Origin of the sequence: Sulfitobacter sp. (assembly GCF_036960155.1) — a bacterium.
GTDB lineage: Bacteria > Pseudomonadota > Alphaproteobacteria > Rhodobacterales > Rhodobacteraceae > Sulfitobacter.
On the sequence record NZ_JBALWB010000001.1, the window covers coordinates 430,506 to 457,313 of the forward strand.

27 protein-coding genes are annotated in these 26,808 nt (G+C 51.8%); 21 read left to right on the forward strand and 6 right to left on the reverse strand.

The genetic code is table 11. The annotated features are described in order from the left end of the window. Positions 1–13 precede the first annotated feature (13 nt). The 4 genes from V7775_RS02085 (at position 14) to maiA (ending at position 3,448) form a co-directional block, all read left to right on the forward strand. Positions 14–964: an MBL fold metallo-hydrolase gene (locus V7775_RS02085; protein ID WP_335750204.1), complete on the forward strand. Its 951-nt coding sequence runs from the start codon at positions 14–16 to the stop codon at positions 962–964. A 68-nt stretch (positions 965–1,032) separates the two neighbouring features. Next, on the forward strand, positions 1,033–2,652 hold the full coding sequence (locus V7775_RS02090) for an FAD-dependent oxidoreductase (protein ID WP_335750205.1): 1,620 nt from the start codon (positions 1,033–1,035) through the stop codon (positions 2,650–2,652). Between the two features lie 2 nt (positions 2,653–2,654). Continuing rightward, on the forward strand, positions 2,655–2,834 hold the full coding sequence (locus V7775_RS02095; protein ID WP_335750206.1) for a DUF2783 domain-containing protein: 180 nt from the start codon (positions 2,655–2,657) through the stop codon (positions 2,832–2,834). Next, positions 2,831–3,448, forward strand: coding sequence for a maleylacetoacetate isomerase (maiA, locus tag V7775_RS02100; RefSeq protein ID WP_335750207.1), 618 nt, complete (start codon positions 2,831–2,833; stop codon positions 3,446–3,448). Before V7775_RS02095 ends, maiA begins: the two co-directional genes overlap by 4 nt. A gap of 347 nt (positions 3,449–3,795) precedes the next feature. On the opposite strand, the gene V7775_RS02105 is transcribed toward maiA, so the two are convergent. From V7775_RS02105 to pobA, 3 genes are all read right to left on the reverse strand, one after another. Then, positions 3,796–5,223 (reverse strand): glycosyltransferase, encoded by a 1,428-nt coding sequence (locus V7775_RS02105; RefSeq protein ID WP_335750208.1) that lies wholly within the window; start codon positions 5,221–5,223, stop codon positions 3,796–3,798. A 189-nt stretch (positions 5,224–5,412) separates the two neighbouring features. Next, entirely contained in the window at positions 5,413–6,324 is a 912-nt protein-coding gene (locus tag V7775_RS02110) for a glycosyltransferase (RefSeq protein WP_335750209.1), read from the reverse strand. Positions 6,325–6,597: 273 nt separating this feature from the next. Continuing rightward, on the reverse strand, positions 6,598–7,782 hold the full coding sequence (gene pobA / locus V7775_RS02115) for a 4-hydroxybenzoate 3-monooxygenase (protein ID WP_335750210.1): 1,185 nt from the start codon (positions 7,780–7,782) through the stop codon (positions 6,598–6,600). A gap of 489 nt (positions 7,783–8,271) precedes the next feature. Between pobA and V7775_RS02120 the strand changes: the two genes are divergently transcribed. Next, complete coding sequence (locus V7775_RS02120; RefSeq protein WP_335750211.1) at positions 8,272–8,859, forward strand: AraC family transcriptional regulator; 588 nt, start codon at positions 8,272–8,274, stop codon at positions 8,857–8,859. A gap of 94 nt (positions 8,860–8,953) precedes the next feature. Here the strand turns inward: V7775_RS02120 and V7775_RS02125 are convergent, their stop codons facing one another. Both V7775_RS02125 and V7775_RS02130 read right to left on the reverse strand, forming a co-directional pair. After that, positions 8,954–9,733 (reverse strand): shikimate dehydrogenase family protein, encoded by a 780-nt coding sequence (locus V7775_RS02125; protein ID WP_335750212.1) that lies wholly within the window; start codon positions 9,731–9,733, stop codon positions 8,954–8,956. A gap of 70 nt (positions 9,734–9,803) precedes the next feature. Continuing rightward, the gene (locus V7775_RS02130; protein ID WP_335750213.1) at positions 9,804–10,058 is read right to left on the reverse strand and encodes a hypothetical protein; all 255 of its coding nucleotides are present in this window, start codon (positions 10,056–10,058) and stop codon (positions 9,804–9,806) included. Positions 10,059–10,310: 252 nt separating this feature from the next. Between V7775_RS02130 and V7775_RS02135 the strand changes: the two genes are divergently transcribed. Continuing rightward, on the forward strand, positions 10,311–10,994 hold the full coding sequence (locus tag V7775_RS02135) for a TetR/AcrR family transcriptional regulator (protein ID WP_335750214.1): 684 nt from the start codon (positions 10,311–10,313) through the stop codon (positions 10,992–10,994). A gap of 6 nt (positions 10,995–11,000) precedes the next feature. Here V7775_RS02135 and pcaQ read toward each other — a convergent pair whose 3' ends face one another. Further along, positions 11,001–11,924 (reverse strand): pca operon transcription factor PcaQ, encoded by a 924-nt coding sequence (gene pcaQ, locus V7775_RS02140; protein WP_335750215.1) that lies wholly within the window; start codon positions 11,922–11,924, stop codon positions 11,001–11,003. 148 nt (positions 11,925–12,072) lie between these two features. Here pcaQ and pcaC point away from each other — a divergent pair, with 148 nt between their 5' ends. The 15 genes from pcaC to V7775_RS02215 all read left to right on the forward strand — a co-directional run bounded on the left by pcaC (position 12,073) and on the right by V7775_RS02215 (position 26,800). Beyond that, entirely contained in the window at positions 12,073–12,456 is a 384-nt protein-coding gene (gene pcaC / locus V7775_RS02145) for a 4-carboxymuconolactone decarboxylase (protein ID WP_335750216.1), read from the forward strand. Next, positions 12,453–13,175 (forward strand): protocatechuate 3,4-dioxygenase subunit beta, encoded by a 723-nt coding sequence (gene pcaH / locus V7775_RS02150; RefSeq protein ID WP_335750217.1) that lies wholly within the window; start codon positions 12,453–12,455, stop codon positions 13,173–13,175. Before pcaC ends, pcaH begins: the two co-directional genes overlap by 4 nt. A 2-nt stretch (positions 13,176–13,177) precedes the next feature. Continuing rightward, entirely contained in the window at positions 13,178–13,777 is a 600-nt protein-coding gene (gene pcaG / locus V7775_RS02155; RefSeq protein WP_335750218.1) for a protocatechuate 3,4-dioxygenase subunit alpha, read from the forward strand. A 7-nt stretch (positions 13,778–13,784) separates the two neighbouring features. Continuing rightward, a complete protein-coding gene (locus V7775_RS02160) occupies positions 13,785–14,621 on the forward strand; it encodes a 3-keto-5-aminohexanoate cleavage protein (RefSeq protein WP_335750219.1) in 837 nt (278 codons plus the stop codon). 535 nt (positions 14,622–15,156) lie between these two features. Continuing rightward, positions 15,157–15,834 carry a GntR family transcriptional regulator gene (locus V7775_RS02165; protein WP_335750220.1) on the forward strand — a complete coding sequence of 226 codons (678 nt, stop codon included), beginning with the start codon at positions 15,157–15,159 and terminating at the stop codon, positions 15,832–15,834. 32 nt (positions 15,835–15,866) lie between these two features. After that, a complete protein-coding gene (locus V7775_RS02170; RefSeq protein ID WP_335750221.1) occupies positions 15,867–16,886 on the forward strand; it encodes an ABC transporter substrate-binding protein in 1,020 nt (339 codons plus the stop codon). Positions 16,887–16,952: 66 nt separating this feature from the next. Continuing rightward, on the forward strand, positions 16,953–17,720 hold the full coding sequence (locus tag V7775_RS02175) for an ABC transporter ATP-binding protein (RefSeq protein ID WP_335750222.1): 768 nt from the start codon (positions 16,953–16,955) through the stop codon (positions 17,718–17,720). Beyond that, entirely contained in the window at positions 17,713–18,522 is an 810-nt protein-coding gene (locus V7775_RS02180; RefSeq protein ID WP_335750223.1) for an ABC transporter permease, read from the forward strand. The genes V7775_RS02175 and V7775_RS02180 overlap by 8 nt, the downstream gene beginning before the upstream one ends. Continuing rightward, entirely contained in the window at positions 18,519–19,724 is a 1,206-nt protein-coding gene (locus tag V7775_RS02185) for an FAD-dependent oxidoreductase (protein WP_335750224.1), read from the forward strand. Before V7775_RS02180 ends, V7775_RS02185 begins: the two co-directional genes overlap by 4 nt. A gap of 221 nt (positions 19,725–19,945) precedes the next feature. Further along, positions 19,946–20,362 carry a VOC family protein gene (locus V7775_RS02190; protein ID WP_335750225.1) on the forward strand — a complete coding sequence of 139 codons (417 nt, stop codon included), beginning with the start codon at positions 19,946–19,948 and terminating at the stop codon, positions 20,360–20,362. A 205-nt stretch (positions 20,363–20,567) separates the two neighbouring features. Further along, the gene (locus V7775_RS02195; protein ID WP_335750226.1) at positions 20,568–21,485 is read left to right on the forward strand and encodes a LysR family transcriptional regulator; all 918 of its coding nucleotides are present in this window, start codon (positions 20,568–20,570) and stop codon (positions 21,483–21,485) included. A 103-nt stretch (positions 21,486–21,588) separates the two neighbouring features. Beyond that, a complete protein-coding gene (locus tag V7775_RS02200; RefSeq protein WP_335750227.1) occupies positions 21,589–23,169 on the forward strand; it encodes an ABC transporter substrate-binding protein in 1,581 nt (526 codons plus the stop codon). 67 nt (positions 23,170–23,236) lie between these two features. Further along, complete coding sequence (locus V7775_RS02205) at positions 23,237–24,205, forward strand: ABC transporter permease (RefSeq protein WP_335750228.1); 969 nt, start codon at positions 23,237–23,239, stop codon at positions 24,203–24,205. A 1-nt stretch (position 24,206) separates the two neighbouring features. After that, a complete protein-coding gene (locus V7775_RS02210) occupies positions 24,207–25,109 on the forward strand; it encodes an ABC transporter permease (RefSeq protein ID WP_335750229.1) in 903 nt (300 codons plus the stop codon). After that, the gene (locus tag V7775_RS02215) at positions 25,106–26,800 is read left to right on the forward strand and encodes an ABC transporter ATP-binding protein (protein WP_335750230.1); all 1,695 of its coding nucleotides are present in this window, start codon (positions 25,106–25,108) and stop codon (positions 26,798–26,800) included. The genes V7775_RS02210 and V7775_RS02215 overlap by 4 nt, the downstream gene beginning before the upstream one ends. The last annotated feature ends 8 nt before the right edge of the window (positions 26,801–26,808 follow it).

Consider the following 26,808-nt stretch of genomic DNA (forward strand, 5'->3'; position numbering starts at 1 on the left):
AAGGAGCCACTAAATGGCAAAAGCATTCGCGTCCCAAGGGGACATGGCCGAAAAGAAAATCACATTCGACGAAATCGGTCGCGACCTGTGGGCCTTTACGGCAGAAGGTGATCCCAATTCAGGTGTGATCATTGGCGACGAAAGCGTGATGATCGTTGAGGCGCAGGCCACACCACGTCTGGCGCACAAAGTGATCGAGAAAGTTCGCGAAGTCACGGACAAGCCGATCAGCCACGTGGTCCTTACCCACTATCACGCTGTGCGCGTGCTGGGTGCCTCTGCTTACGGCGCGGATCAAATCATCATGGGCGAAGCAGCCCGTGGCATGGTGATGGAGCGCGGCCAAGAAGATTGGGATTCGGAATTCCAACGCTTCCCGCGCTTGTTTGAAGGGTATGAAAGCATCCCGGGCCTGACTTTCCCAACCACCACATTCAACGACCGCATGACAGTACATCTAGGCAAACGCCGCGTTGATTTGATGCATTTGGGTCGTGCGCACACAGCGGGCGACATTGTGATCCATGTGCCCGATGAGAACGTCATGTTCACAGGTGACATCGTCGAAGACCACTCAGCCTGTTATTGCGGCGACGGACACTTTGCCGATTGGGGCAACACACTGGATGCGATTAAAGCCTACGATGTGAACTCTATTGCACCCGGTCGGGGCGGTGCGCTGATTGGCAAGGAGGCCGTGAACCGCGCGATTGAGAGCACCCGCGACTTTGTAGATTCCACCTATGCGCCTGCAGCACGTGTCGCTGCCCAAGGCGGTACATTGAAACAGGCATGGGACGCGGTTCGCGCCGAATGTGACCCCAAGTTCGCCGAATACGCGATCTATGAGCACTGCCTGCCCTTCAACGTTGCACGCGCCTACGACGAAGCACGCGGCATCACCCACCCGCGCATCTGGACGGCCGAACGCGATCTAGAGATGTGGGCCGCTTTGCAGGGCTAATTGCGAAATAACGGGAGGGGTGCGCCTGAGCGAGGAGGCGCACCAAAAGTGCTACAGGGAGAAAACCAATGGTTGCTACACGTTACAAGACCGCTTTCAAACTATACCCCTATCAGAAGCTGGACGTCCAAGACGCCGCCCCCCTTCGCCACCCGGTTGTGATTGTTGGTGGTGGCCCCATTGGCCTCGCGTTGGCGTTAGACCTTGGTCAAAAAGGCACGCCCGCTTTGGTTCTGGATGATCATGACGGTGCTGGCCTTGGCTCGAAAGCGATCTGTTTTGCAAAACGCACGCTCGACATCGCAAACCGAATGGGTGCCGGCCAATCGATGGTAGACAAAGGTGTTGTCTGGAACGTCGGCAAAGTCTTTCACGATGATCACAAAGTGTTTGATTTCAATCTGCAACCCGAAGCAGGCCATCGTAATCCGGCCTTCATCAATCTGCAGCAGCCCTATTTTGAAAAGTACTTCGTTGATGCAATCAGAGAAGCTCAAGCCGCTGGCGCCCCGATCGAAATTCGCGGCCAAAACTGCGTAACTGCCGTCGAAAACCACGGCACCTACAGTACTCTTACTGTTGATACGCCCGACGGCCCCTACCAGGTCGAAGCCGACTATCTCATTGCTTGTGACGGAGCACGTTCCCCGATCCGTGACATGATGGGCCTCAGCTTTGATGGGCGCGTGTTCGAGGATAATTTCCTGATTGCGGATGTTCACATGAAGGCGGATTTCCCGACCGAACGCTGGTTCTGGTTTGAACCTCCGTTCAAGGGCAGCGGCCAATCTGCGCTGCTCCATAAACAACCGGATGATATCTGGCGTATCGATTTCCAACTGGGTTGGGACATCGACCGCGAATATGAATTAGACCCCGACCGCATCCGCGCCCGCGTTGATGCCATGCTTGCCTCGCAGGTTGGTGAGGTGCCCCATTACGAGCTGGAATGGACCTCAATCTATACGTTCCAATGCCGTCGGATGGAAAAATTTCGCCATGGCAACGTGATTTTTGCAGGCGATAGCGCGCATCAGGTTTCGCCCTTTGGCGCGCGTGGAGCCAACTCTGGCGTGCAAGATGCTGATAACCTCGCTTGGAAACTGGATCTGGTCCTAAAGGGACTGGCCGATGACGCCTTGCTAGACAGCTATGCAACCGAGCGGGAGCATGGCGCAGATGAGAACATTCTCAATTCCTCTCGCGCGACTGACTTTATGACACCTAAAACCGAGGTGTCTAAAACCTTCCGCAATGCCGTGCTGGAACTCGCTAATAAACACGCCTTTGCGCGCCCACTGGTGAACTCTGGTCGCCTTTCCGTGCCCTGTAGTTATCTTGGGTTTGATTTATTTGCAGATGACGCGCTGGAAGGGCCAAGCAGTACGCAACCTGGCATGACCTGCCCTGACGCACCCCATGGTGACGGATTTATCCTTGATCATTTGGGCGGCAGCTTTTCTGTCCTCGCACTCGGATGCGAAGCACAAGATGTGGCTGCCTTTGGAATAACCGCCGCAGCGCTGAATGTCGTGGCGCCATCAGAGGCCCTCAGCGCCCGCTACTTAGGTGACGCGCCCCAAGCCGTCTACCTGATCCGCCCCGATCAGCACATTGTGGCGCGCTGGCCTGACTTTGACGCGGTTGCAATTGCCGCAGCCCTGAAAACCGCTATCGGAAAGACCTGATCATGCTCAACTTAAACCCCAACCTTCCCGACCCTGACGGGTTTTACGAAGAACTGATCCGCGCCCATGAGGATCTTAACGATAAGCAAAGCGAGGCCTTTAATGCGCGTCTCATTCTGGTGCTTGCCAATCACATTGGTGACCGAAGCATTATCACACAGGCGCTTGAGGCTGCAAAATGAGCGAAGTCATCCTGTGGGACTATCCAAAGTCGTCCGCCAGCTACCGTTTGCGGATTGCCCTTAATCTTGCAGGGATTGAGTACCGAATTGAAAATGTTGATCTCCTTGGGAAAGATCATCTAGGCGAGGATCACTTGGCTCGCAATCCACAAGGGTTTGTGCCAGTCCTAGACATTGATGGTCATCGCCTAACACAGTCACTTGCGATCTTGGAATATCTGGACGCAACGCGTGCCTTGGGCCTACTACCTGTCGATCCTGCACAGCAGGCACGTCAAACCGCCCTTGCCCATGCCATAGCCGTTGATCTGCATCCGGTCTGCAACCTGTCAGTTGTGGGCTATGCCACAAAAGGCAAAGAGCCAGCGCGCACCGATTGGATGCGCCATTTCATCACGCCGCGGATGGCCGCGTTCGAGACACTGCTGGAAGGCTTTGAACAAAACCCGTTTTGCTGTGGAAGCACACCCGGACTGGCCGACATTGTCCTGATGCCGCAAATCTACAATGCAAAACGCTGGGGCGCAGACTATTCTGCATGCCCACGCATCAAATTCATTGAAGCGGCTTGCGAAAAGCATCCAGCATTCATTGCAGCCCATCCAGATCGTTGAATAAAACTGGTCGAACTTGCGAACGGAACAGCAAAGCAGCCCTTGAGTAGCGAGCAAATAACCACCAGCCAAATCATACCTGTCAAACGAGAAAGGGCGTTCCAACCTTCGACACCATTTTGCGCATACTAGTTACGCGTCTAAAACATCCTGCACAACACAGTCATCAACTGGCCTTTGTGCAAACCGTTGTATTGCGGTTGCGTATTCAGTCCGCTCGCGAACCTCCCTCTCACTAGGAGTGACCTAGCCCGCTGGGGCCTAGTGTATACTCATGTTCTCACCTCTGTCGTTTCGGTCCTTCCGGCAGGTGTGCCAACACCTACACGTAACCCAAAACTAGTCCTCTAATTTGTACTCGTGAGGGCATTAACGGTATCGCGGTAATTGGACAGATAGGCTGACCGCGCATAACGTTCCAATCCTATATTTGTGTCACGTTGATACCGTAATGGGTTCAACAGCACCTTGCGCATTGCCTCAGCAATTGCCGCGATATCACCCGGAAGCGCGAGCTCTCCATTCACGCCCGGCGAGATCATCTCACGCGGTCCGTAGTTCACATCATAGGAAATCACAGGGCAACTGTTTGAAAGCGCCTCAAGGATAGAAAGCCCAAACCCTTCAGTAGTTGTTGGATAAACGGATGCCAAAGCACCTCTGAAAATTTCCAGTGGCTCAGTGGTATAGCCCGCCAACTGTACGCGATCACCACAGTCCAATTCGGCAATTTGCGCCTCCAGCTGTTCCCTACCCGCACCCTCACCATAGATCAGATAGTCGGTTCCTGGGAAATCATCTTTGATCCGGCAAAACGCCTCAATGCATTCATGAATTGGTTTGCCCGTCAGTTCCAACCGCGAGACCGTCACAAGATGCTCTCGCTCCTGTTCAGGAGAGTTCCCAATTTCACAAAAATGAGGAATGACAAATAGTTTGGCCGAAGGCGTTAGGTCTTCCTCAATCTGAGCCTTGTGAACATTGGTCGAGGTGATAACGGCCTCACCATCAAAATTCTCGATTAAGAACTTTGATCGCGGAACAATTTCCCCATCGGGTCCGCGATGGTCTGCATGCAGGAACAATGCGCGCTGCGCTTTTGTCACTGGAGAAAGGTAGGCAGATGTCACCCCATCAAAGAAAACAACCGAATTCTCCCATTCAATCATTTCAAACACATTCTGCCCGTAGATACGCTCCATTCTACAAATCGTATCGGTAATCAGATTTTTCCCGATCACAAATTTCCCAGTTTGGGTTTTGGTCCAACGAACGGGAAGCGAGTACGCAAAATCTGTCGTCTCAACAAAACCATCGGCCTGTCGTTCAATGAGTTGGTGAATGTTGCCATCGATAAACTTATAAAGGCGTTCCCTGCCTTCGATCGGCACTGCGCGTTTAGTCATTTCACCAATTGGTGTTTTGATTTTCCTATCTACCATAACGGTTTCGCCGTTTTTCAAGTAGACTACCTTCTTGCCCATTTTAACTTTTTCATCAAATTCTGGGAAGTCTGAAAAGGGTTGAATACCCGCAGCAATGGCCGCGTCATGACAGGCCTCAGGAACTGTCAGATAACGAACACCTTGTGCAATCGTGCCATTCGATTGAAGCTCAGCAAACTTAAGTTTTTGGTTTGGATTATGGTCAAGGTTGAGCAGGACAGGATCGAACTCAGACATTTCAGCAAACGCGTTCAAGCGGTGGTAGACAGCTCTAACTTTGCCGCCGCCGCCCAAGCCGATCCGCTCAAAAATGCTGAAGACCTTCGTCAAAGCAGGCTCCGCGTCATCTTGAAGTCTAAAGCCATCAAATCTCTCCGTGCGTTGGTCTCATAGTCCCCGGTGGCCTACACATTTCTCTGTGACGGTTTCGCCAAATCATTCAAAGCGCCGCTAGAAAGTATCTTGTGCAGTATGAAACCACAACGTCCTGCCTAAAACTACTACTTCTGTAAGAGCGGGTTATGATGCTGATGCAGTTGTTGTCTGTCTAAATAAAGACACCGCTTGATTGATCTTGCTGATCAAGACATCATAGCGCGAACCGGTATCATCCCCCAGAAAAGAAAACCATTTTGACAGGATGACTTCGGTTTCATCCGCTTCAATCGGAACATGACTGTTTTTGATGTGAGGCATTAACATGCTGATCGGTTCAGAGTCGTGACCGTCAATTTTGATCGAGATGTATCCCATCCCCGAATTATCAACGATCGCAGGAAACCGTTTATGCAAAGCATTGTGGCCAAAAGAAAATACCGTTCGCTCTCCGTGAACACGGATAGCAGTACCCATACTGTTGAATGGCAGGTTCGCCTTGTAGATAAACGTCTCTTTGTCCGCGTCGTAACTGGTGATCACCAGCCCGTTGGAACGTGAATAGCTGACGGGCACTCGGTCCCCAAGTCGGTTCATAAAGCTGCGCAATTCCTGAATATAATCACGAGACAGACAATCATCGTCATCAATTCGAAAATTGACCAACGGTCTGCCTGCAAGGGAATTCAATTCTGAAATTCTGGGCCAAAGCGCCTCGTGAACGGTCACCTCGCTGGACACTAAAAGCTCAAGATTTGGCGAAGCGGCACAGATGTCATGTAGTCGCGTTTTATAGGTTTCTGGCATGATATCTGACGTCAAAATCAGACAGATAAAATTCTTGTCCAACTGCGCCTCAAGCGATGGCACCAAAAAGTTCTCAAACAGGAAAAACCTCAGTTCCATCCGCTCTTGGGCATAAAGATCTGTCGCTACCTTGCTCCGCATGGCTTCGATTTGGGAGGGTGTTTTGGCCACCCGAGACGTCCGCCAATCCCCCTTACCACAAAACGAAAAGCGGCAAATACCAATGGCTGGCTCAAGCAGATACGTCATTGTTCCAGTTCACCCCAACCAAATCCCAGTAGTCTCATCGTGTTTGTCTCTTTCATTGTGCACAATTGCAAGCACAGCGGGCTACATGATCTATCCTAGCTTAAGGATAATCTCATTGCAGCATCCCAACATCAAAATGAAACTCTTTGTGTCCAATACAGTGGCTGCTAGGGAACCATTTCAGTGATATCCTAAAATCATGCTCGATCTCACCACAAACGACCAAAAGTAAACATCCACTTGGCCGTTTATGTGCCTCGCTTGCGCTCTCTCTTACTCCAGCGGTAAACCAACATAGTTCTCGGCAATCGAACGTGACGCTGCTTCGGATCCCATAATATAGTCAAATTCCGCGCGCTGCATTTTCCGTTCAAATGGTGAGTGGTCGGGGAATTGGTGCATCAAAGCTGAAAGCTGCCACGAGAAACGTTCCCCTTTCCACACACGCGCAAGCGCAGTGGCGGAATAGGTATCCATGTAATGATCATTATTATTTTTATAGTGCTCGACCAACGCGCGTGACAGGATCCGAATATCAGACGCTGCTAGGTTCAACCCCTTGGCCCCTGTTGGCGGCACGATATGCGCCGCATCCCCTGCGAGAAACAGATTGCCGTATCTCATCGGTTCGGCGACGAATGAGCGTAGCGGCGCGATCGATTTCTCGAAAGACGGACCAGTCTGCAAATTCGCAGCAGCATCTGGGCCAAGACGCAGAGCAAACTCTTCCCAAAACCTATCATCGGACCAATTTGCAAGATCGTCATTCACCCCGCACTGAATATAGTATCGACTGCGCGTATCAGAGCGCATGGACGCAAGCGCGAAACCACGTTCATGATTTGCGTAGATCAGCTCATGACTGACGGGAGGTTTTTCGACCAAAATCCCAAGCCATCCGAATGGGTAAATCCGCTCGTAGGTCTTAAGAACATCCGCGGGGATCGCCCGACGCGACACGCCATGAAAACCATCACATCCCGCGACATAGTCGCACTCAACAACGATGTTCTCACCATCTTTCGTGAAATGCACAGCAGGTTGATCCGATTTCAGGTTTGTCGGCTTCACATCCTCCACGTTAAAGTAAAACACTTGGCCTTCAGCGTAACGTTTGTCGAACAAGTCTTTGGTCACTTCCGTTTGACCGTAAACTGTAACGGTCTTACCTGTCAGCGCAGCAATATCGATGCGGTGGCGGATACCATCAAACGCCAATTCAAACCCATCATGTGTAAGACCCTCTCGGTGCAGACGCTCCGCAGCCCCCGCTTCTTCAAGTGCGGTCACAGTCCCCTGTTCCAACACACCAGCCCGAATGCGGCCCTCAATGTAGGCGCGGTCCTTGCGATCCAATACAACCGTATCAATGCCGGAGTTCGCCAAAAGCTGTGCCAAGAGCAAACCGCTTGGCCCTGCTCCGATGATGCAAACCTGTGTTTTTATTGTTGTGCTCATGGGATGTTCCTCAAACTACGTGCCCTTAGCCAGAAAGCGATGCCGTTAGAACGCATGGATCCTCTCTGAAATATTTTCATCCAACAGAGATATCGAAAAAATGGGATATTAAAATGGACAAGCCATGCATAGTTTTGCACTATCCGATCACAATTATAAATTCCAAACTACATCAACGGCTGCTTAATCACTATGAATCGTTCCATCCCGACCTTCGAACTCTTTGGTGAGCTACTCGCAGGCAGTCATACCGACTCAATTCACCACGAAACAATCGAAGAACGTAGCAGCAAGCATAATTGGACAATTCGACTTCACCGCCATAGTAGGCTCGCGCAGATCTTTATCTTTCAAACGCCCGGCGTCTTCGTTCGACATGGCGACCAAGAATACACAAGCACTGAGCCGATGATCCTTGTTGTTCCATCAGGGATTGCGCATGGTTTTCGGTTTTCAAAAGATGTTGTTGGAGATGTCCTAAGCCTTCGCATGGACGAAATCGGCGCAGCGGCTCAAAAGCAATTGGAGCCTTTTTCAACAAGCTCAAGCGGTATTTTATCACGCAGCAACACCACTCACTTTGACCACATCGCAGAATTGATCAATCAGCTTCGTTCCATCTACCATACCGTCGGGCTTGAACGCACTGCGCTGCTTGGCTCTGTCACACAGCTCATTTTGGCGTATCTATTCGCCGAAGCCCGAGCACAAAAAGCTATTGGTAACTTTAACTCAGCAACTCAATTAACACGGCATGAAGCGCAGGCAGAAAAATTTTGCGTCCTCATTGATGAGAATTTTGACAAATCTTGGGTTGTTGATCATTACGCCAATCAAGTCGGCATATCTGCACCGCACCTGACCCGAATATGCAGACGCGTTCTTGGATCATCTCCTATCGATCTGGTTCGGCAACGGCGGATACTCGAAGCCAAGCGCTTACTTGAGTATACGCGATTGCCTATATCGGAGATTGCTCACAGATCTGGCTTCAAGGACGCCGCCTTCTTTAGCCGCACCTTCAAACGGGCCGTTGGCCAAGCCCCCCATGCCTACCGTCTTAAAAAGGGCCAATGACACCGAGAAGCTTGAAGGCATAGCTCACATTCGCGACGTGGTGCTTTGTTTCGCCAAATACCCTGATATCATCCGGATGATCTGCCGCCCGCATTCATTGTGTCAGCCCTAGGAAGCTCAATTGTGGATGCACCTGCGCTTGCCCCATTTCCAATCCATTAATAAGTCGAGTGCCAAAAGCACTAGCCGCTTCCACCAATTTTTGACCAGAAATTACATCGCACACGAAGTCTGCATTTGCTATTAACTGAGTATTAAATGGGCATGGGTCGCTTGGCTTGGATCCAAGTGCCGTTGCATTGACCAAGACTTGGATATTTCGGGCCTCGTCAAGTATTTCAACCTCTGGCCAATACGTCGAAACCATCTGATGGGCCTGTTTCTTACGTTCAATATCTGTATCTGCGAGGATGAGACGAACGACCCCAGCTGCGCAAAATGCGTCCGCAATTGCCATGCCCGCCCCACCACCAGCACCTAAGATCATTGCCGTTTGGCCTATGATACTTCCGCCACCTGCGCGTACTGCAGCCACCAAAGCCCTGCCATCCGTTGCGTCGCCGACCAATCGCCCATCCGGTTCTCGTCGTATTGTATTCAATGCGCCAAGGCGTTCTGCCTGAGGCGTCAATGCATCGACGTACTGCAATGCAGCTTGCTTGTGAGGATAAGTGATTGAACAGCCCAGAAAGCTGGGACTGCCTCTCAACAAAGACAGGAAACCGCTCAGCCCATCTGCCGGGATGTCCAAGGCTACCATGCAGCAATTCACATCATTTTCTTTAAACCACAAATTGAACGCAGTTGGTGAAAACACCTTGTTTACAGGATGCCCAACGATCGGGAATATTTGCGTTTGACCAGTGATGTTCAAGACATACACTCCATTTCGAAACTAAGATTATTTGTAGACTATAGCTGTTGTCGAACAGGCTGCCACAGCCCTAATCAATCGACGTACCACGAGAGATGCGCTGCTTCATACGAGCCCAAACTGGGGTTTGGCTTACAAGGATCAAGATCACACTCATGAAAAGGACAAGCGAAAGAAGCGATGTGAACTCTCCCTCAAAGAATTCACCCAGATCGCCGTGCGCCGAGATGATGGCCCGACGCCAATTGTCATCAAGAAGCCTCGATAGGGTCACGCCTAATATCATCGGACCAAGCGGATAGCCGTTGAACCGCCCGCGCCCCATTGGATAATTCCTTGTTTTTCCTTTTCAGGAAATTCGGCCATGCCTGCCGTAGCGGTGAGCCCGAGTGCAAAAACCGTGCTGAAAATTCTAGTGAACATGTCTTCCTCCCTTTAAATCCGTCGCCGCCGAATCTGATGCTTCAGAAGCGATATCTTTAAAATGTACTGAACGGTTAATTTGTCAATCAAATGTACCATCGAGTTAATTGCGTTATATAGTCTCTCGAATCGTAACCATTCTTGAGGTCGCAAAATGGACACCTCACCCAAGGCGTCAGACAAACTTCGCAAAGGGAACTGGAAGCAGGACCCCGACGCGGTGAAGGCCGATATCTTGCGTGTCGCAACCGAAGAGTTCGCAACTTACGGCTTGTCGGGTGGTCGCATTGACGCAATCGCAAAACGCTCAACAGTGTCCAAGCGGATGATCTATTACTATTTCGGGAACAAAGAGGGGTTGTACAAAAGCGTGTTAGAGGGTGTCTACGCAGCCCTGCGCGAAAGCGAAGAAACCCTCAAGGTCGGGGATCTAGAACCGACAGAGGCCTTGGCGCTGCTCACAACCACCACCTTTGACGCCTATGCCGCGAATCCTGAATTTATCCGCCTGATCGCGATTGAAAACATCCACAATGCCGAATACCTGAGCCGCTCTGAAGTGATCCAAAAACTCAACAAGACAATCATCGACAAACTGGCAGACGTCTGTGATCGAGGCAAAGCTGCTGGCCAATTTCGCGCTTTTGCCGACCCGCTCGAACTCCACTGGACCATCAGTGCATTCTGTTTTTACAACGTTTCGAACCAAGCTACTTTCTCGGCCAGCTTCGGCGATACGCTGCACTCGGAACAAGGGCAAGTCCGCCTGCGGCGGCGTCTGCGGGATATCGTTCTAGGCTCAGTTGTGATCGGGTATAGACCTGAAAATTCAGACTAACGGGTGTCACATCTGCGAACTTCTCAGCGATATTGAGGCCTCAAGCAGCGCTTGACGGAACAAGTGGACATGTGAGCCCGCCATTTCTTCAGACCTCGCCATTATGCCGACAGGTCCTTGCGTCGTGCCTAAATCAATCTGCACTTTGGCCAATCGCCCTTGGCCAAGATCATCTGCCACAACGCCATGCGAAATGAACCAAACCGCGCGCTGTGGACCCAACACCATTGCACGACCAAATGAGCCAGACACTGTCTCGATCCGGTTTTTAAAAATGGGCAAACCACTTGCGATCATCGCACGCGCCAAAAGCGGCCGGATCGCGGAATCCTTAGGTGGGTAGATCACCAGTGAATCCGTGATCTGTGCAAGCTTCGTCGCGTCACAAAGTGGGTTGTCGGGCGCAACGACAGCAACAATCTTCTCATTGTATAGTTGGGTAAACGACAGACCTTCCATCGTTTCGAGCGACCCCATGCGCCCGACAAGTAAATCAAGATTTCCCGCCCTCAAGCGACCAGTCAGTTCCGCGTGCGACCCTTCGTCAATTTGTATGACCGTATCTGGCGCGACATGGAGAAAGTTCTCGACCGCTCTTGGCAGGATCTGTGCCGCCACACTTGGTAAAGCACCGATCAAAAGAGTCGACCCGGCATCCGAACTCAAGTTTGTGATATTTTGCAAACCGATCTGGAGCGCCGCGATACTCTGTTCAGCAAATTGAAAAAACACTTGCCCTTCAGGGGTCAACGCCACACCTGCCCGGTCGCGCATCAACAAAGTGACGCCTAAAATATCCTCAAGGTCTTTCAACGTTTTCGAAATCGTAGGCTGCGTCAAATTGAGCTGATCAGCCGCACGGTTCAATCGCCCAACGCGTGCGATAGCGATAAAGGCTTCGAGGTGGCGATATTTGATCCGACGATCCATTTGCATTCCAATTTCGCAACTAAGTAGCGCAAATTATCATTTTACATACCTATTTGGAAAGTCCAGTTTCAAGGGAAAGCCAAATATTGGCAACAAGCACAGCATGAAGCGGACGCTAACACGTCCGAACCTTAAGGAGAGTTACAGGATGTCAGACCGACAAAAACAAGGCATGGCCATCCGCCGTAAGGTTCTAGGTAACGCTCATGTGGACCGGGCAGAGGCGTCAAAGACCGACTTTGACACACCTTTTCAAACCTTAATCACCGAAAGCGCTTGGGGCACGGTTTGGTCAAGCGATGCGATCAGTTTGCGGGAACGATCCATGTTGACGCTTGCCTTACTGGCAGCGACAAAGAATTTCGAGGAAATCCCAATGCACATCCGCGCGACTGCCAACACCGGCGCATCCAAGACTGACGTCATCGAGACCTTTCAGCATGTCGCGATCTATGCAGGTGTACCCACTGCCAATCACGCGATTAAACTCGCCAAACAGACTTACGCGGAAATGGAAAGGGAACCATCATGAGCAAAAACGACCTGTATCAACGAGATCGCGAATGGCATCCCCCTGCCCTGACACCAGATTACAAAACCAGTGTCGCCCGCTCGCCTCGGTTTGCGATGTTGTCGCTTCAAGGTTCCGACAGCGAACTGACAGGACCGACCTTTGGTCACAATGACATTGACCCCATCGACAACGATTTGATCAGCAATTACGCAACATCAGGCGGTCCAATTGGCGAGCGGATTATTGTGCACGGGCGTGTGTTGGACGAAAACGACCGCCCCGTACCCAATACGCTGGTCGAAATCTGGCAGGCAAACGCGGGCGGCCGGTATCGCCATAAAAAGGATACTTATCTGGCTCCGATTGATCCCAATTTTGGCGGGTGTGGCAGAACCCTCACAGACGAAAATGGCTTCTATAAATTTCGCACGATAAAGCCCGGAGCCTATCCGTGGCGCAACTGGGTTAACAATTGGCGGCCCGCCCACATCCATGTGTCCGTCTTTGGAACCGCATTCGCGCAACGTCTGATCACGCAGATGTATTTCGAGGGCGATCCCTTGATTGCCAAATGCCCCATTGTAAAAACGATCCCAGATCAGCGCGCCATCGACCAACTGGTTGCGGCCTTGGATCTGAATGCAAGTGCTCCGCTCGACAGCATTGCCTATAAATTCGACATCGTTCTGCGCGGGCATCGTTCGACATTCTTTGAAAACCGACCAGAGGGGAATTGATCATGGTGCAGACACTGAACTATCTAAAAGAATCCGCGTCCCAAACTGCAGGCCCTTTTGTTCATATTGGCCTCGCCCCCGGCGACGCTGGTTTCGACATCTACAAAACCGAGCTTGGCCGCGATATTACTGGCCCAAATGCGCAAGGCGAACGTATTACCGTAACGGGCATTGTGACCGATGGGACGGGTGCCGCGATAAAAGACGTTCTGATCGAGGTTTGGCAAGCGAACGCGAATGGCGTGTATCCGGGCAAAGGTGATGTTGAGGACGGCTTTCGCGGTTGGGGCCGCGTGGTGCCTGACTTTGAAACAGGCCAATTCTCGTTTGAGACTGTGAAGCCGGGTTCGGTGCAGGGACACGATGCACGGGCGATGGCCCCGCATCTCAATCTTTGGCTGGTGGCACGTGGGATCAACGTAGGTCTCAATACGCGGATGTATTTTGGCGACGAAAAAACTGCGAACGCAGTCGATCCCGTCCTAAACTTGATCGAACAACCGCATCGCCGCAAAACGCTGATAGCAAGGGCGGACAGCAATACTTATCATTTTGACATCTGCCTACAGGGCGATGGCGAGACTGTTTTCTTTGACGTGTGAGGCCAATATGACCACCCCCTGCATCATCTGCGTGGCCATCACAGGCTCGTTGCCCACCAAAGACAACAACCCCGCCGTGCCCATCACGATTCCTGAACAGATCGAAAGCACGCACCAAGCATTCGAAACTGGCGCGAGCATCGCCCACTGTCATGTCCGTGATGATGACGGCAAACCCACCTCTGACCCTGACCGCTTTGCGCGGCTCAAAGAAGGGATTGAACAACACTGTCCCGGCATGATCGTGCAACTGTCGACAGGTGGCCGTTCTGGCGCGGGGCGCGACCGCGGTGGAATGTTACCACTGTCGCCTGACATGGCGTCTTTGTCGGTAGGGTCGAACAACTTCCCAACTCGCGTTTACGAGAACAGCCCCGATCTGGTTGACTGGCTTGCATCCGAAATGCGTGCGCATGAAGTGAAACCAGAAATCGAGGCTTTTGATCTAGGTCATATCGTGCAGGCCACACGCATGGCCGCCGATGGGCGGCTAAAAGGGCCGCTGTACGTCCAGTTTGTCATGGGGGTTAAAAATTCTATGCCCGCTGATGAACCGATCTTTGATTTCTATATCCAAACACTGAAACGCCTAGCGCCTGATGCGCAATGGTGTGCGGCAGGTATTGGTGCAGCTCAATTAACCGTGAATGAGTGGTCAATTTCCAAAGGCGGGCATACGCGAACAGGTTTAGAGGATAACGTGCGACTGGACCGCAACAGGCTTGCCGGGTCCAACGCTGAATTGGTCCAACGTGCGGTGGATCTTTGCACCAAATACGAACGCCCAGTAGCGACATGGCAGCAAGCACGCGACATGCTTGGATTGCGCAAAGTGATCGCATGAACATGAACTTTGATGGCCGCGTCGTCCAGGAAGCCATTGGGAGCTAATACCTTTGTACCAGCATAAATAACGCTTGTTTGAATGCTACATGCAGTAAATCTAATGGCACGGGTTTTCGCATCCGGGACTCAATGATTTAAGGATTGGATGCGGATATCCTCGTGGTGCGCACCGACAAGAAAAACCATGTCTTAACGGAACTACTGGCAACACTTACACAATACAGCGCGGCCCAGATTTCAATGATGCGTCAAGCTCTGTGCATAAAGACAGAGGGTTCTGGTGCCGCTTAAATGCCGAAATTGGTGATCAATCCAAATGTGGCTCAGGTGACGGCGCGCAGTCTGTCCGAAGCATCTGAAGTCTGCCGTAAGAAATCTCATATCGATACAGAGACACGATAAATCTTCTGACGTCTAAGCCACTGCAGTGCCATTGATTTTGGTTTTTTCCTGAGATGCGAACCCAAGGTTTTTCAAAAACTATCTTGACTCAGCAACTCAAATATTGCGAATAATATCCAACATTATTTGAAATGGTGAACAAATTGGTTTTTGGTGGACGTAAGTCAGAAGACGATACAGTTGTCGAAATGCTCGCGTCCGCAATCCGGCGTGACATATCGTTTGGCGTGTTGCGCCCTGATCAAAAGCTCAAACTTGCAGATCTGCGGCAAGCTTACGGCGGCTCGAACCATTCGATGCGCGAAACACTTCGTATTTTGTCCTCGGAAGGCGTGGTTGAAGCGACCAACCAACGTGGGTTCCGCGTCACATCTGCCACAGAGGACGACCTGCGCGATATTCTGCTGGTTCGGCTTGAGGTCGAAAAAATCGGCCTGAAACGTTCACTTGAGCGTGGTGACGTCGCTTGGGAAAGCCGTGTGGTTGCGGCCTTGCACGGCGTCAGCCGTGCAGATGCTGTTGTTCAGGAAAATCCTGATGACGTGACTGCATTGGAATGGGACGAGGCCTGTCGCGATCTTAGCATGACGCTTATCTCAGCAAGCGGATCTCCAAGATTATCGGATATGGCCGCACAGTTTTATGGGCAATCCCGCCGCTTTCGATTGGCATTATTGCGCGAAGGTCGCATCGATTTTGCCGCACGGGCCGCACGTCGGACCGAATTACAAGACGCTATCATGGAACGCGACGAAGATCGCGCACTGGCTGTTCTTGAAGACGAAATTGGTGCCGACTTGGGCGCCTAAAAAAACGAAACAGATCATTTAGGGAGGAAACAATGATCACTTTTAACAGACGCCAGACAATAGGTCTGATTGGGGCCGCGGCGGCAACTAGCCTCGCAGCACCAGCAATCGCAGCAAACAAAAAGATCGTCGTGGGCGCGTTGCGCTTTACGTCCCATTCGGCCAGTTTCATCGCGGCAGAACGCGCGTATTTCCAAGACGCGGGCCTTGATGTCGAGTTGCGCTTTTTCCAGGCAGCACAGCCTATGGCAGTCGCGATTGCCTCTGGCGATGTCGATTATGCCGTGACGGCGATCTCGGGTGGCCTGATCTCTTTGGCTGACAAAGGCGCAATCAAAGTCATCGGTGGCGCGTTAAGCGAAGAGCCGGGCATAGACGGTCAAAAAATCCTTGCTTCGGACGCGGCATTCAAGGCTGGCCTCACTTCGCCAGCGGGCTTGGACGGCAAGAAATTCGGCATCTCAACCGCCGGCTCGTCTTTCCACTACATGGGCTCAAAAATTGCCCAAGCAGAGGGTGCCAACGTGTCCTTTACGCCGCTTCAAAAAGTGGGCGCAATCATCGGCGCGCTGAAGTCGGGTCAAATTGATGCGTGGTCCATCGTGCCCCACATCGCCAAGCCATTGTCTGGGTCCGGCGCGGTTCACATTATCGGTAACGTGTCCGACTATTTGCCTAACTATCAGGTCACAACGGTATTCACGTCCGCCAAGAACGCCGACGATGAACGCAACCAAACCGAAGCCTTCATCAAGGCGTTTGGCATGGGCGCATCTGACTACAACTCCACTATGATCGACAAAGCGCATGGTGAAGATGGCGTCAACGAGATGGTCGATCTGATCCACAAATACGTCTACACAGATCGCCCACGCGAAAAAGCGGCTCCATCGATTATCAATGGCACAATGCGGATCAATGAGGGCGCACGCTTGAACGTGGCTTCAGTTCAGGACCAACTCAGCTGGTTCCAGTCTGAGGGCCTGATCGACGGCGACATCACCCTCGATACGTTTGTCGACACAAGCTACGTCGAAACGTACGAAGCCTAAGCCCTAAAACACAGCTGGCCCACGCATTGTAGGGCCAGCTGAATTCTCTTTATGCAGGACAAGTTCATGGACATTCGCTTGGACGCGATCAGCCACTCTTATGGCAACACCGAAGTGTTGCGCGACATCTCGTTGGATATTCCCGATGGCAAAATCGTGTGCCTTGTTGGGCCGTCTGGTTGCGGGAAATCTACATTGCTGCGCCTCATCGGTGGGTTGGAACGCGCCTCAAAGGGCCGTATTCTACAGCTGGGCTCCCCCCCCGAAGGATGCTTGAACCCGCTCACGTATGTTTTTCAAGATTTTGCACTGCTGCCGTGGCGGTCTGTGCACGGCAACATCTCATTGGTGCTTGAGGATCATGGAATAAGAGGTGCCCGCGCCGATGTGATCATTTCGGATGTTCTTGCCCGCACCAAGCTCAGCGATTTCAGCAGGGCCCTGCCACGACAATTGTCTGGCGGTATGAAGCAACGCGTCGCGATCGCACGCGCCCTTGCTGTCAAACCCGCGGTAATGCTGTTGGACGAGCCACTGTCCGCCCTTGATAGTCAGACGCGTGAACTGTTGATGGACGATCTTGTGGCCCTCTGGGCCCGACAACCCTTTACCGCGACCTATGTGACTCACAATCTGCAAGAAGCTGTAAGGCTAGGCCACCGTATCGTCGTCTTGTCGCGCAGACCCGGTCAAATCCGCGAAATCGTCGAGATCGAAATGCCGTTGGCAGAACGAGAACATCGAAATCCAGAGTTAGAAAAAATCCAACGCCATCTTTGGGACCTAATGCGCGAAGAAGCCCGCGCGGCTGATGAGGAGTTGCTCAATGTCTGATGTGCTTAATAAACTTGACCCAATTGAAGTCCGGTTTCGCGGGGGGGGCTTTGCCCCAAAACCGCATCGCTGGATGGGGCTGGCTGTTTTTGTTTTCTTGATCACAGTCATGGAAATTGGCACCCGCAGTGGATGGATATCCGCTCTGACATTGCCCAAACCTTCTGATGTGCTGGCAACCTTTGGTGAACTTTGGGAAAGCGGACTGTTGTTCAAACATCTCGCTCCATCCCTAAGCCGCCTTGCAGTTGGGGCCGTTATTGGCGCGTCAGTTGGCATCATCGTCGGCGTCCTGATTGGATTGTTCTCATACGCGCGCGCTGGCCTCGTGCCGCTGGTTGCCGCGATCTTCCCAATTCCCAAAATTGCGCTTTTGCCGTTGTTCGTCATCTGGTTCGGGATCGATGAGACCAGCAAATACGCCCTGATCGCCTTTGGCACATTCACGCCAACAGTTGTCGCAACCTACGGCGCCGTGGACAATGTAGATCGTTCTTTGATCCGAATGGGCCAAAGCTTTGGGTTGTCGTGGTTCTCAATCGTGCGCAAAATTGTGCTGCCCGGCGCGATGCCCGGTATCTTGTCCGGCCTTCGTATCTCACTCGCTATTGCGATCATCTTGCTTGTCGCAGCAGAAATGCTTGGCGCGGAATATGGCATCGGTGCGTATATCCTAGAAGCAGGATCGCTTTATGATCTGGAGCGTCTGTTCGCAGGCGTTGTCATCTTGTCGCTTATGGGCGTCATCCTCAGCACCGTAATCGGATTGATTGAGCGCCGCCTTCTTGGGTGGCGGGCATGAGCCGTAGACCCGAATGCGATTATGACGTTGTTGTCGCCGGCGGCGGCGCAGGCGGCGTAGGCGCGGCATTAGGAGCAGCTCTTGAAGGTGCTGATGTTCTTCTCGTTGAAAAATACGGCTTCTTGGGTGGTGCTGCTACGACGTCGAATGTGCTCGCCTATTGCGGCTTCTTTCAACAAGGCGAGACGGCGATCAAGGCGGTTGGCGGCGTTGCTGATCTGGTCTTGGATGAATTACGCGCCTTAGCGGTCGACTGTGATCCATTTTGTTCTCCAACAACGCTGAACTGGATCATCCTGTTAGAACCAGAAGCCGTGAAATTGGCGTTAGACCGAGTCTTGATCAATGCAGGCGTGGATGTGTTGTTACACACACGAGTGGCTGCTGTCGCACGTACCGCGGATCGCATTCAGTCCGTGACACTTGCAGGAATGGATGGCCGCATGCGGATTGCCGCGGAAGCCTTTGTTGATGCCACTGGCGATGCAAACCTTGCTATGCTGGCCGGACTAGAGTGTCGGGTTGGAAACGGTCGCGGTCACTTGCAAGCGGTCTCGGGCCCCATTCGAATTGGCGGACGAGACCTATCAGTGCCTATTGACCGTGCGGCATTGATCGAGGGTTTTGAAGTTTATAACCAATCCGGAAAATACCCCTCAGCCCGCACCGACGGCGGTATATTCACCACAGTCCCTCGCACTGGAGAGATGTGGTGGATGATGTTCGATCACGCGATGGTCGATCTATCCTCCCAAAGCTTTACCAAGGCCGAGCAAGCGGCACGTGGTGCGGCGCATGATTATGTTGAAATTCTGCGCCGCCATGTGCCGGGTTTCCAGCACGCCTATCTAACGTCAACCGGCCCGCAAATCGGTGTCCGCGAAAGCCGCCATCCCCCTGCCCGCTATGACATTACAGGAGAAGACCTGCTCATAGGCCGCCAACGCAGCGATAGTGTTGCAAGAGCAGCCTGGCCTATTGAGGATCATTCAATAGCAGGAAAGCCAGTGTATCATTCTCTCGGAGGGGACGGTTTCGCCGACATCCCACTGGACTGCATGCGTGCAAAAGGACTGGACAATGTTTTTTATGCGGGTCGACTAATTGGGGCCGATGACAAGGCATACGGCTCAATCCGAGTGATGGGCACAGCATTTGCTACTGGTGAGGCTGCTGGGCGCGCTGCCAGCAATTGTTTTTGATGCACAGCTTTAGAAAGCGTTCGTTGCCAGAGTGAAATTGCCTACATCCGAGTGACGACTTCAAGACTCTAGCCTCAATTTCAAGACTCTAGCCGCAATATGTCTAAACAGTCGATCATGCTGCGTGTCGTTTAGCGCATATTGAGCAAAATGGTGTGTTGCTCTAGCATAAAGCAGTAAACGTGTCGCAATAGCCAAACTTCCGGAAAGGAACTCGCAGCATGATTGCTTACGTCACAGTTGGTGCTGATGACATCACTCGCGCGAAACGGTTTTACTCTGCGTTCCTGCCAGCCCTTGATTACGGGCTTAAGGAAGGTCCTGAAGGCCTTAGCTACGAGCTGCCTGTAAAGCCGGGTCAATCTCCCATTCTTCCGGATTTTTACGTTAAACCAACCTTTGATAGTCATCCGGCCTCGGCTGGGAACGGTGCTATGATCGCATTTGAGGCGGTAAGTCAAAAGCAGGTTCGTGACCTTCATTCCGCCGCGCTTGTCGCGGGCGGCTTTGACGAGGGCCAGCCCGGTTTTCGCGCCTCCTATGGAACTCATTTTTATGTCGGATACCTTCGTGATCCTCAGGGCAACAAGATCGCACTCTTCTCCAATGATCAGGACGAACCCGGCCGAGAAGGATGACGTGGGCGACAAAACCGCGTTGCCCCCAGACCGAAGCAACAAAAACGCAGCCTACAGATCAGACACCGCTAGTTTTGAACGCACTCTCACATTGCAGCCAAATGACTGATAGCCATCCTAAAACATCATCAATCAAGTTCGTGGACTGAGCATTTGTCCAAATACTTCAATGGATACTAGTTTATAAAAAGGGTTGTTTGCTAACGTGTTTAAGATTGAGACAGCCCAAGCTGCATCCTTTCTAGTAATCTGTGAAGAAGGCTCAATCCGTTCAGGAGCTGAGCGGTTGGGAGTAGAGCCATCTACAATCAGCCGCCATATCAGCGCACTGGAGAGCTCCCTAAATATCACTTTGGTAGAACGTGGAAGGAAAGGCGTACGTCCGACGGAGGCAGGGAACATTCTACTCACGTATCTGAAACGTCAGCAAAGCGATCAAGAAACTCTGTTGTCTGAATTCGACGAGCTTTCTGGGATGCGTCGAGGCGAGCTGGTCGTAGCAGTTGGTGATGGTTTTATCAGTGACTTTATCGGCAATGCGTTGACAACGTATAAGTTGGCCTTTCCAGGGTTCACCTATGACTTGGTAAGCGGTTCGACCGATCAGGTACTTCATGCAGTACGCACCGACCGCGCACATATTGGCCTTGCTTATAACGCCCGGCAGGAACGCGCCATTCGAACCGCAGCGCAAGTTAAGCAGCCCCTTGAGGTGTTGGTAAGCCCGACGTCGCAATGGGCCGACCTCTCGCAACCCATTACAATGGAGCAGTTGGAAACACTCCCATGTGCACTTTTGAAAAGCGGCTTCGGTGTCGGAGATATGATACGCGAAGCTGAAGGGGTCCATGGCGCACGACTTCAAGCAACTGTTCAATCTAATTCTCTGGCAGTGCTGCGTAATTTCGTGCGTGAAGGGTTAGGGGCAACGATTTTACCAGCTTTCGTTGTCACCCGCGAAATAGCCGACAAAACCATCATCACTAAATCGCTCGACATTCCAGAATTGAGCAAAGGTGAAGCGTCAGTTTTCACGCGTGCTGGTCGACGCCTACCAGAAGGGGCTACCCGTTTGGTAGATCATGTTATCCGGTCTATGGCAGCGTTCAAGCAGTCCAACTAGTGTTGCGTAATTTGCAACGTTAAATATCCTTTGGCGCAATTCCCGCACCTCTCCTGTTGAAGTACGTTTCTCTCATAAGAATCAAATCAACAGGGGAAAACAAATGTCAAAAAAGACACTGACGTCCATTGCAGCGGTCTTGGCTCTCTCAACAGCACTGGCTGGAACCGCGCAGACTGAAACGTTGCGGATTGCGTCGCAAGGCGACGCCACCAGTCTTGATCCACATAGCCATAATGAAAGTTTTACAAATTACTTTCTCGCCAACGTCTATGAGGGGCTTGTTGCACGAGATCGGAATTTTGACATTGCAGGCCAACTTGCGGAAAGCTGGGAGCAGGTAGATGCGACCACTTGGCAGTTCAAGCTGCGTTCTGGCGTAGCGTTTCATGACGGGTCAAGCTTTGCATCCGATGACGTGATTTTCAGCATGGAACGCGCGCTTTCTGAACCATCAAACTTCAAGCATGTCCTCGCTTCGGTTGAGAGCTTCACAGCAATTGACGACATGACGGTTGAGATTAAGACCAAGGCTGCAAACCCCATTTTGCTGAATGATCTTCTGGATTTGATGATCCTTGATAAACAATGGGCAGAAGCAAACGGCGCACAAGAACCCATTAATCTGCAAGCTGAAGAAAAAGCGTTCAGCGCAACCAATGCAAATGGTACGGGCCCATTCAGTGTGGTCTCACGGGCACAGGGCGAAAAGACAACGCTTGCAGCCAATACCGCCTACTGGGGTGAAGCTGGCAATGTGACCGAAGTCGTGTTCACCCCCATCAACAATGCAGCGACTTTGGTATCTGCTTTGCTGTCGGGCGAAGTCGATATGGTCATGCCGTTGCCACTGCAAGATATCCCCCGCGTAGAGGGCGCCGATGGCGTCAAAGTGGTGTCCAGCGCAGAAGCCCGCACAATGTATATCGGTATGGATCAGTGGCGCGACCAGATCATTGAAAGCTCGGTAGAAGGCAACCCGTTCTTGGATCTTAGAGTACGCCAAGCTTTTGCTCACGCTGTTGATGCCGAAGCGATCATTGATCGTGTGATGCAAGGCCAAGCAACACTGGCAACACAGTATGTTATGGATAAAGTGAACGGCTACAATCCAGACCTGACACGGTTGGAATACAACGTTGAAACCGCCAAATCCCTATTGGCTGAGGCTGGTTACCCAGACGGGTTTGAACTGACGATGGATTGCTCGACGGACCGGTATGTCAATGATGGACAAATCTGTCAGGCAGTTGTCAGCTTGCTGGCGCGTGTGGATATCAAAGTAAACTTGATCGCCCAGCCCAAAGCGCAGTTCTTCCCGAAAGTGGTCGCACCTGACTTTGGCACATCGTTCTTCCTGCTCAGCTGGACACCATCCACCATGGACAGCCTCAATGTGTTCCAAAACGTTCTTGGCACACGGGACTTGGATGCAGGCATTGGTGCTTGGAATATTTCCGGATGCTCAGTCCCTGAAGCCGATGCTTTAGCCGCCGAGGCCGCCAACACAATGGACGCCGCGGCACGTGAACAGATGCTCCAAGACGCCATGGCGTTGATGGTCGCGGATGTGTGCCTTGTGCCGCTTCACGTCCAGCAGCTGGTCTGGGGCGCTGCCGACAACATCGACATCGTTCAGCATCCAACGTTTGAGTTTCCGTTGGAATATTATAACGTAAATTGATCCCAAATGAACGGCTCAGTACTTTGCTGGGCCGTTCATTCCTTGACCTTCCACATGGATACCACACATGTATTTCCTCCTGACCAGATTGGTCCAGGCCACGATTGTTATGCTTTGCGTCGCATTTGTTGGCTTTCTCGTCTTTCAGTACGTCGGCGACCCGGTTCTGTCGCTTGTTGGACAAGAAACATCAGTTGAAGATCGCGAAATGCTGCGCGAAAGCTTGGGGTTAAACGATCCTATTTTCATCCAGTACTTTCGGTATGTGGCGAACGCAATCCAAGGGGATTTCGGCATTTCCTACAGCTTCAATCGAGACGTGAGCGAGATGATTGCAGACCGTCTTCCAGCCACGATTGAGCTGGTTCTGCTCTCCGGTGTTCTCTCTCTCATTTTGGCAATTCCCGCAGGCATTTACACTGGTATTCGCCGTAAAGGCGGGCTTGCGCAGACAATCATGGCGCTGTCAGTCATTGGGGTCTCTGTGCCATCATTCTTGCTGGGAATACTCTTGATCCTTGTCTATTCGGTTTGGCTAAATTGGCTGCCGTCTTTTGGGCGAGGTGATATAATTTCAGTTTTCGGATTTAGGTCCAGCCTATTCACGTGGGATGGCTTAAGCCATGCGTTGATGCCAGCCGCCGTATTGTGCCTGTTTCAACTGGGTGTGATCCTGCGTCTGATCCGTGCGGAAATGCTTGAGGTGTTGCGTACCGATTACATCCGATTTGCATGGGCGCGTGGCCTACCCGGCCAGCGTGTCTATTTGCGCCATGCCCTTAAGAACACGCTAGTACCAGTTGTCACGGCAATTGGCCTGCAACTCAGCTCGTTGTTCGCATTTTCCATTATCACTGAGCGGGTCTTTCAATGGCCAGGCATGGGATCATTGCTGCTGCATGCGATCGGTCAGAGCGACATACCTCTGCTTGCTGCCTATTTGATCTTTGTTGGTTTGGTCTTCACTATCTCTAACCTTGTGGTCGATGCCATCTACGTTTTGATCGACCCACGCATCCGTCACGGAGCACGCTGACATGTTGGAAAAAATCCGCTCCGATTTCTGGTATGAGTTGCTGAACTCCCCTGTCACTGTTGTATCATCAGTTATCATTCTACTGATGGTCCTCGGCTGCACATTTGCACCGATATTCGCTCCACACACGCCGTTTGACCCCGCCACAATTTCGATCATGGACAACAACCTGCCTCCTGCATGGGAAAGCGGCTCTGATCCGCGCTTTTTGCTTGGGACTGATTTACAGGGTCGCGACGTGTTATCGGCGATGCTGTATGGCGGGCGTATATCATTGCTGGTTGGGCTTGGCGCTGTTGCGCTGTCGGTTGTGATTGGAATGACCGTAGGGCTCTTGGCTGGCTATTTTGGTGGAGTGACGGATGCTATCCTGATGCGCATCGCCGAGATTCAATTCGCATTTCCCCCAATTTTGATTGCACTTCTGTTCAACGGTATCCTGAAAGCGTCCCTACCCGCGAATGTCTTTACGCAAGCCGCCGTGCCCATCATGATACTAGCGATTGGTTTGGCAGGTTGGGTCCAGTTTGCACGCATTGTGCGCGCCTCGGTCCTTGTACAGCGCGGACAGGACTATGTGACGGCCTGTCAGGCTATCGGCTTGCCAACCTTCACAATCATTTTGCGCCACATTACGCCAAATATCCTCGGGCCGGTTCTGGTGCTCGCCATGTTGCAAATCGCGGTCGCTATCGTGACAGAGGCCACATTATCGTTCCTAGGTCTCGGCACCCCTCTCACTGAACCATCTCTTGGTGCGTTGATTCAAATTGGCAGCCAGTATTTATTCTCTGGCATCTGGTGGGTTGTTATCTTCCCCGGCACGATGCTGTTGGTCATGGTTATTGCGTTCAATCTCGTAGCCGATTGGGTGCGTGACTATTTAAATCCGAGGTTACGATGACCGATTTACTTTGTAAAACTGAAGGACTTCAGATCACATTTCCAAACAGGCTTGGCGATTTTGTCGCTGTGCATGGCTTCGATATGGAGGTCCGGCGCGGTGAGATCGTCGGTCTGATCGGTGAAAGCGGAGCTGGGAAATCAACCATCGGCAACGCAATTATGGGACTACTGTCACATCCGGGAAAGATCACGTCTGGCAGCGTCCATTTGGACGGCGAAAACCTTATCCAGAAGTCTGTCAGTCAGATGGCACATTTGCGCGGGCGCCGTATTGGAATGATTTTCCAAGATCCGATGACATCTCTCAACCCGCTGATGACCGTTGGCGAACAGCTCAGTGAATCCATCTCACTGCTGCAAGATATCTCAATGTCAAAAGCACGTACCATTGCGATTGAGCGGCTCGACGGTGTCGGCATCCCAGACGCTGCAAACAGAATGGGTCAATACCCACACGAGTTTTCTGGCGGTATGCGCCAACGTGTTGTCATTGCATTGGCCATGGCAGGCGATCCCGACCTTTTAATTGCGGACGAGCCGACAACAGCACTTGATGTTTCCGTGCAAAAACAGGTGCTAGATCTTATTCGCTGCATCTGCGTTGATCGCTCTTTAGGGGTTATCTTGGTCACTCACGATATGGGTGTCATTTCAGAAACCGCTGACCGCGTGTATGTGATGCGCCATGGTAAATTGGTGGAAACAGGGCCGACAGCCCAAGTTATCGGAACACCTTCCGAGCAATATACCAAGGACCTAATTTCTGCGATCCCGAGCATTGATGAACGTGAGGAACGGTTCAGAAACCCACCCAAGAAAACAGGTAAAATAGACCAGTGGTTGTTGGAAGGCCAACAAGGCGAGCGTGATGGTGATTATCTTACGACAAGCGCGCTGACAAAAGACTTTGCGACCCGAAAGACTACGTTTTGGGGAAAGTCCGGTAGTTTTCGCGCCGTTGAGGTCGATACCATGACAATCAAGCGTGGGGAGGTCCTTGGCCTTGTTGGAGAAAGCGGATCAGGAAAATCGACCCTTGGACGCATTTTGACAGGCTTAATAAAGCCCACCACTGGCAATGTGTCTTTTGGCGATCATGGGCCTTTGGCTGACATAAGATCTGCCAGCGCACGCAAGGCATTTCGCCGCGACGTACAGGTTGTTTTTCAGGACCCGTATTCGTCGCTCAACAGCCGTATGCGTGTTGGCCAGATATTGGCAGAACCTATTCGTTTTCATGGCTTGGCAGAACGCGGTGAAATTGATCGCCTTGTAGGTGCGCTGCTTGAGCGTGTCGGACTACCTGCCGATTCCGGTCGCAAATTCCCGCATCAATTTTCAGGTGGCCAACGTCAACGCATTTGTATCGCGCGTGCCTTATCAGTACGGCCACGGTTTCTTCTTTGCGACGAACCGACATCGGCACTGGATGTCTCCATTCAAGCCGACATGTTGGCCCTGTTGATGGAACTACGTCGATCCTTGGGGTTAACAATGTTATTTGTCAGCCATGACTTGGCAGTTGTACGGCAAGTTTCGGATAGGGTTGCCGTCATGAAACAGGGGCAGATCGTCGAATGCCGTGACGCAGAGGCTTTGTACGAAGCCCCTGAAAGTAACTATACGCAAATGCTGTTGGACACTGCCCCGCGCGTTGGGGTTAGAAAACCAACTGAACTTACAAATTGAGGAACGTA

Coding starts and splice junctions, on each gene's coding strand:
- V7775_RS02085 (WP_335750204.1), top strand. CDS start 14: ATGGCAAAAGCATTCGCGTCCCAAGGGGACATGGCCGAAAAGAAAATC.
- V7775_RS02090 (WP_335750205.1), top strand. CDS start 1,033: ATGGTTGCTACACGTTACAAGACCGCTTTCAAACTATACCCCTATCAG.
- V7775_RS02095 (WP_335750206.1), top strand. CDS start 2,655: ATGCTCAACTTAAACCCCAACCTTCCCGACCCTGACGGGTTTTACGAA.
- maiA (WP_335750207.1), top strand. CDS start 2,831: ATGAGCGAAGTCATCCTGTGGGACTATCCAAAGTCGTCCGCCAGCTAC.
- V7775_RS02110 (WP_335750209.1), bottom strand. CDS start 6,324: ATGACGTATCTGCTTGAGCCAGCCATTGGTATTTGCCGCTTTTCGTTT.
- pobA (WP_335750210.1), bottom strand. CDS start 7,782: ATGAGCACAACAATAAAAACACAGGTTTGCATCATCGGAGCAGGGCCA.
- V7775_RS02120 (WP_335750211.1), top strand. CDS start 8,272: ATGGACGAAATCGGCGCAGCGGCTCAAAAGCAATTGGAGCCTTTTTCA.
- V7775_RS02130 (WP_335750213.1), bottom strand. CDS start 10,058: ATGGGGCGCGGGCGGTTCAACGGCTATCCGCTTGGTCCGATGATATTA.
- V7775_RS02135 (WP_335750214.1), top strand. CDS start 10,311: ATGGACACCTCACCCAAGGCGTCAGACAAACTTCGCAAAGGGAACTGG.
- pcaQ (WP_335750215.1), bottom strand. CDS start 11,924: ATGGATCGTCGGATCAAATATCGCCACCTCGAAGCCTTTATCGCTATC.
- pcaC (WP_335750216.1), top strand. CDS start 12,073: ATGTCAGACCGACAAAAACAAGGCATGGCCATCCGCCGTAAGGTTCTA.
- pcaH (WP_335750217.1), top strand. CDS start 12,453: ATGAGCAAAAACGACCTGTATCAACGAGATCGCGAATGGCATCCCCCT.
- pcaG (WP_335750218.1), top strand. CDS start 13,178: ATGGTGCAGACACTGAACTATCTAAAAGAATCCGCGTCCCAAACTGCA.
- V7775_RS02160 (WP_335750219.1), top strand. CDS start 13,785: ATGACCACCCCCTGCATCATCTGCGTGGCCATCACAGGCTCGTTGCCC.
- V7775_RS02165 (WP_335750220.1), top strand. CDS start 15,157: ATGGTGAACAAATTGGTTTTTGGTGGACGTAAGTCAGAAGACGATACA.
- V7775_RS02170 (WP_335750221.1), top strand. CDS start 15,867: ATGATCACTTTTAACAGACGCCAGACAATAGGTCTGATTGGGGCCGCG.
- V7775_RS02175 (WP_335750222.1), top strand. CDS start 16,953: ATGGACATTCGCTTGGACGCGATCAGCCACTCTTATGGCAACACCGAA.
- V7775_RS02180 (WP_335750223.1), top strand. CDS start 17,713: ATGTCTGATGTGCTTAATAAACTTGACCCAATTGAAGTCCGGTTTCGC.
- V7775_RS02185 (WP_335750224.1), top strand. CDS start 18,519: ATGAGCCGTAGACCCGAATGCGATTATGACGTTGTTGTCGCCGGCGGC.
- V7775_RS02190 (WP_335750225.1), top strand. CDS start 19,946: ATGATTGCTTACGTCACAGTTGGTGCTGATGACATCACTCGCGCGAAA.
- V7775_RS02200 (WP_335750227.1), top strand. CDS start 21,589: ATGTCAAAAAAGACACTGACGTCCATTGCAGCGGTCTTGGCTCTCTCA.
- V7775_RS02205 (WP_335750228.1), top strand. CDS start 23,237: ATGTATTTCCTCCTGACCAGATTGGTCCAGGCCACGATTGTTATGCTT.
- V7775_RS02210 (WP_335750229.1), top strand. CDS start 24,207: ATGTTGGAAAAAATCCGCTCCGATTTCTGGTATGAGTTGCTGAACTCC.
- V7775_RS02215 (WP_335750230.1), top strand. CDS start 25,106: ATGACCGATTTACTTTGTAAAACTGAAGGACTTCAGATCACATTTCCA.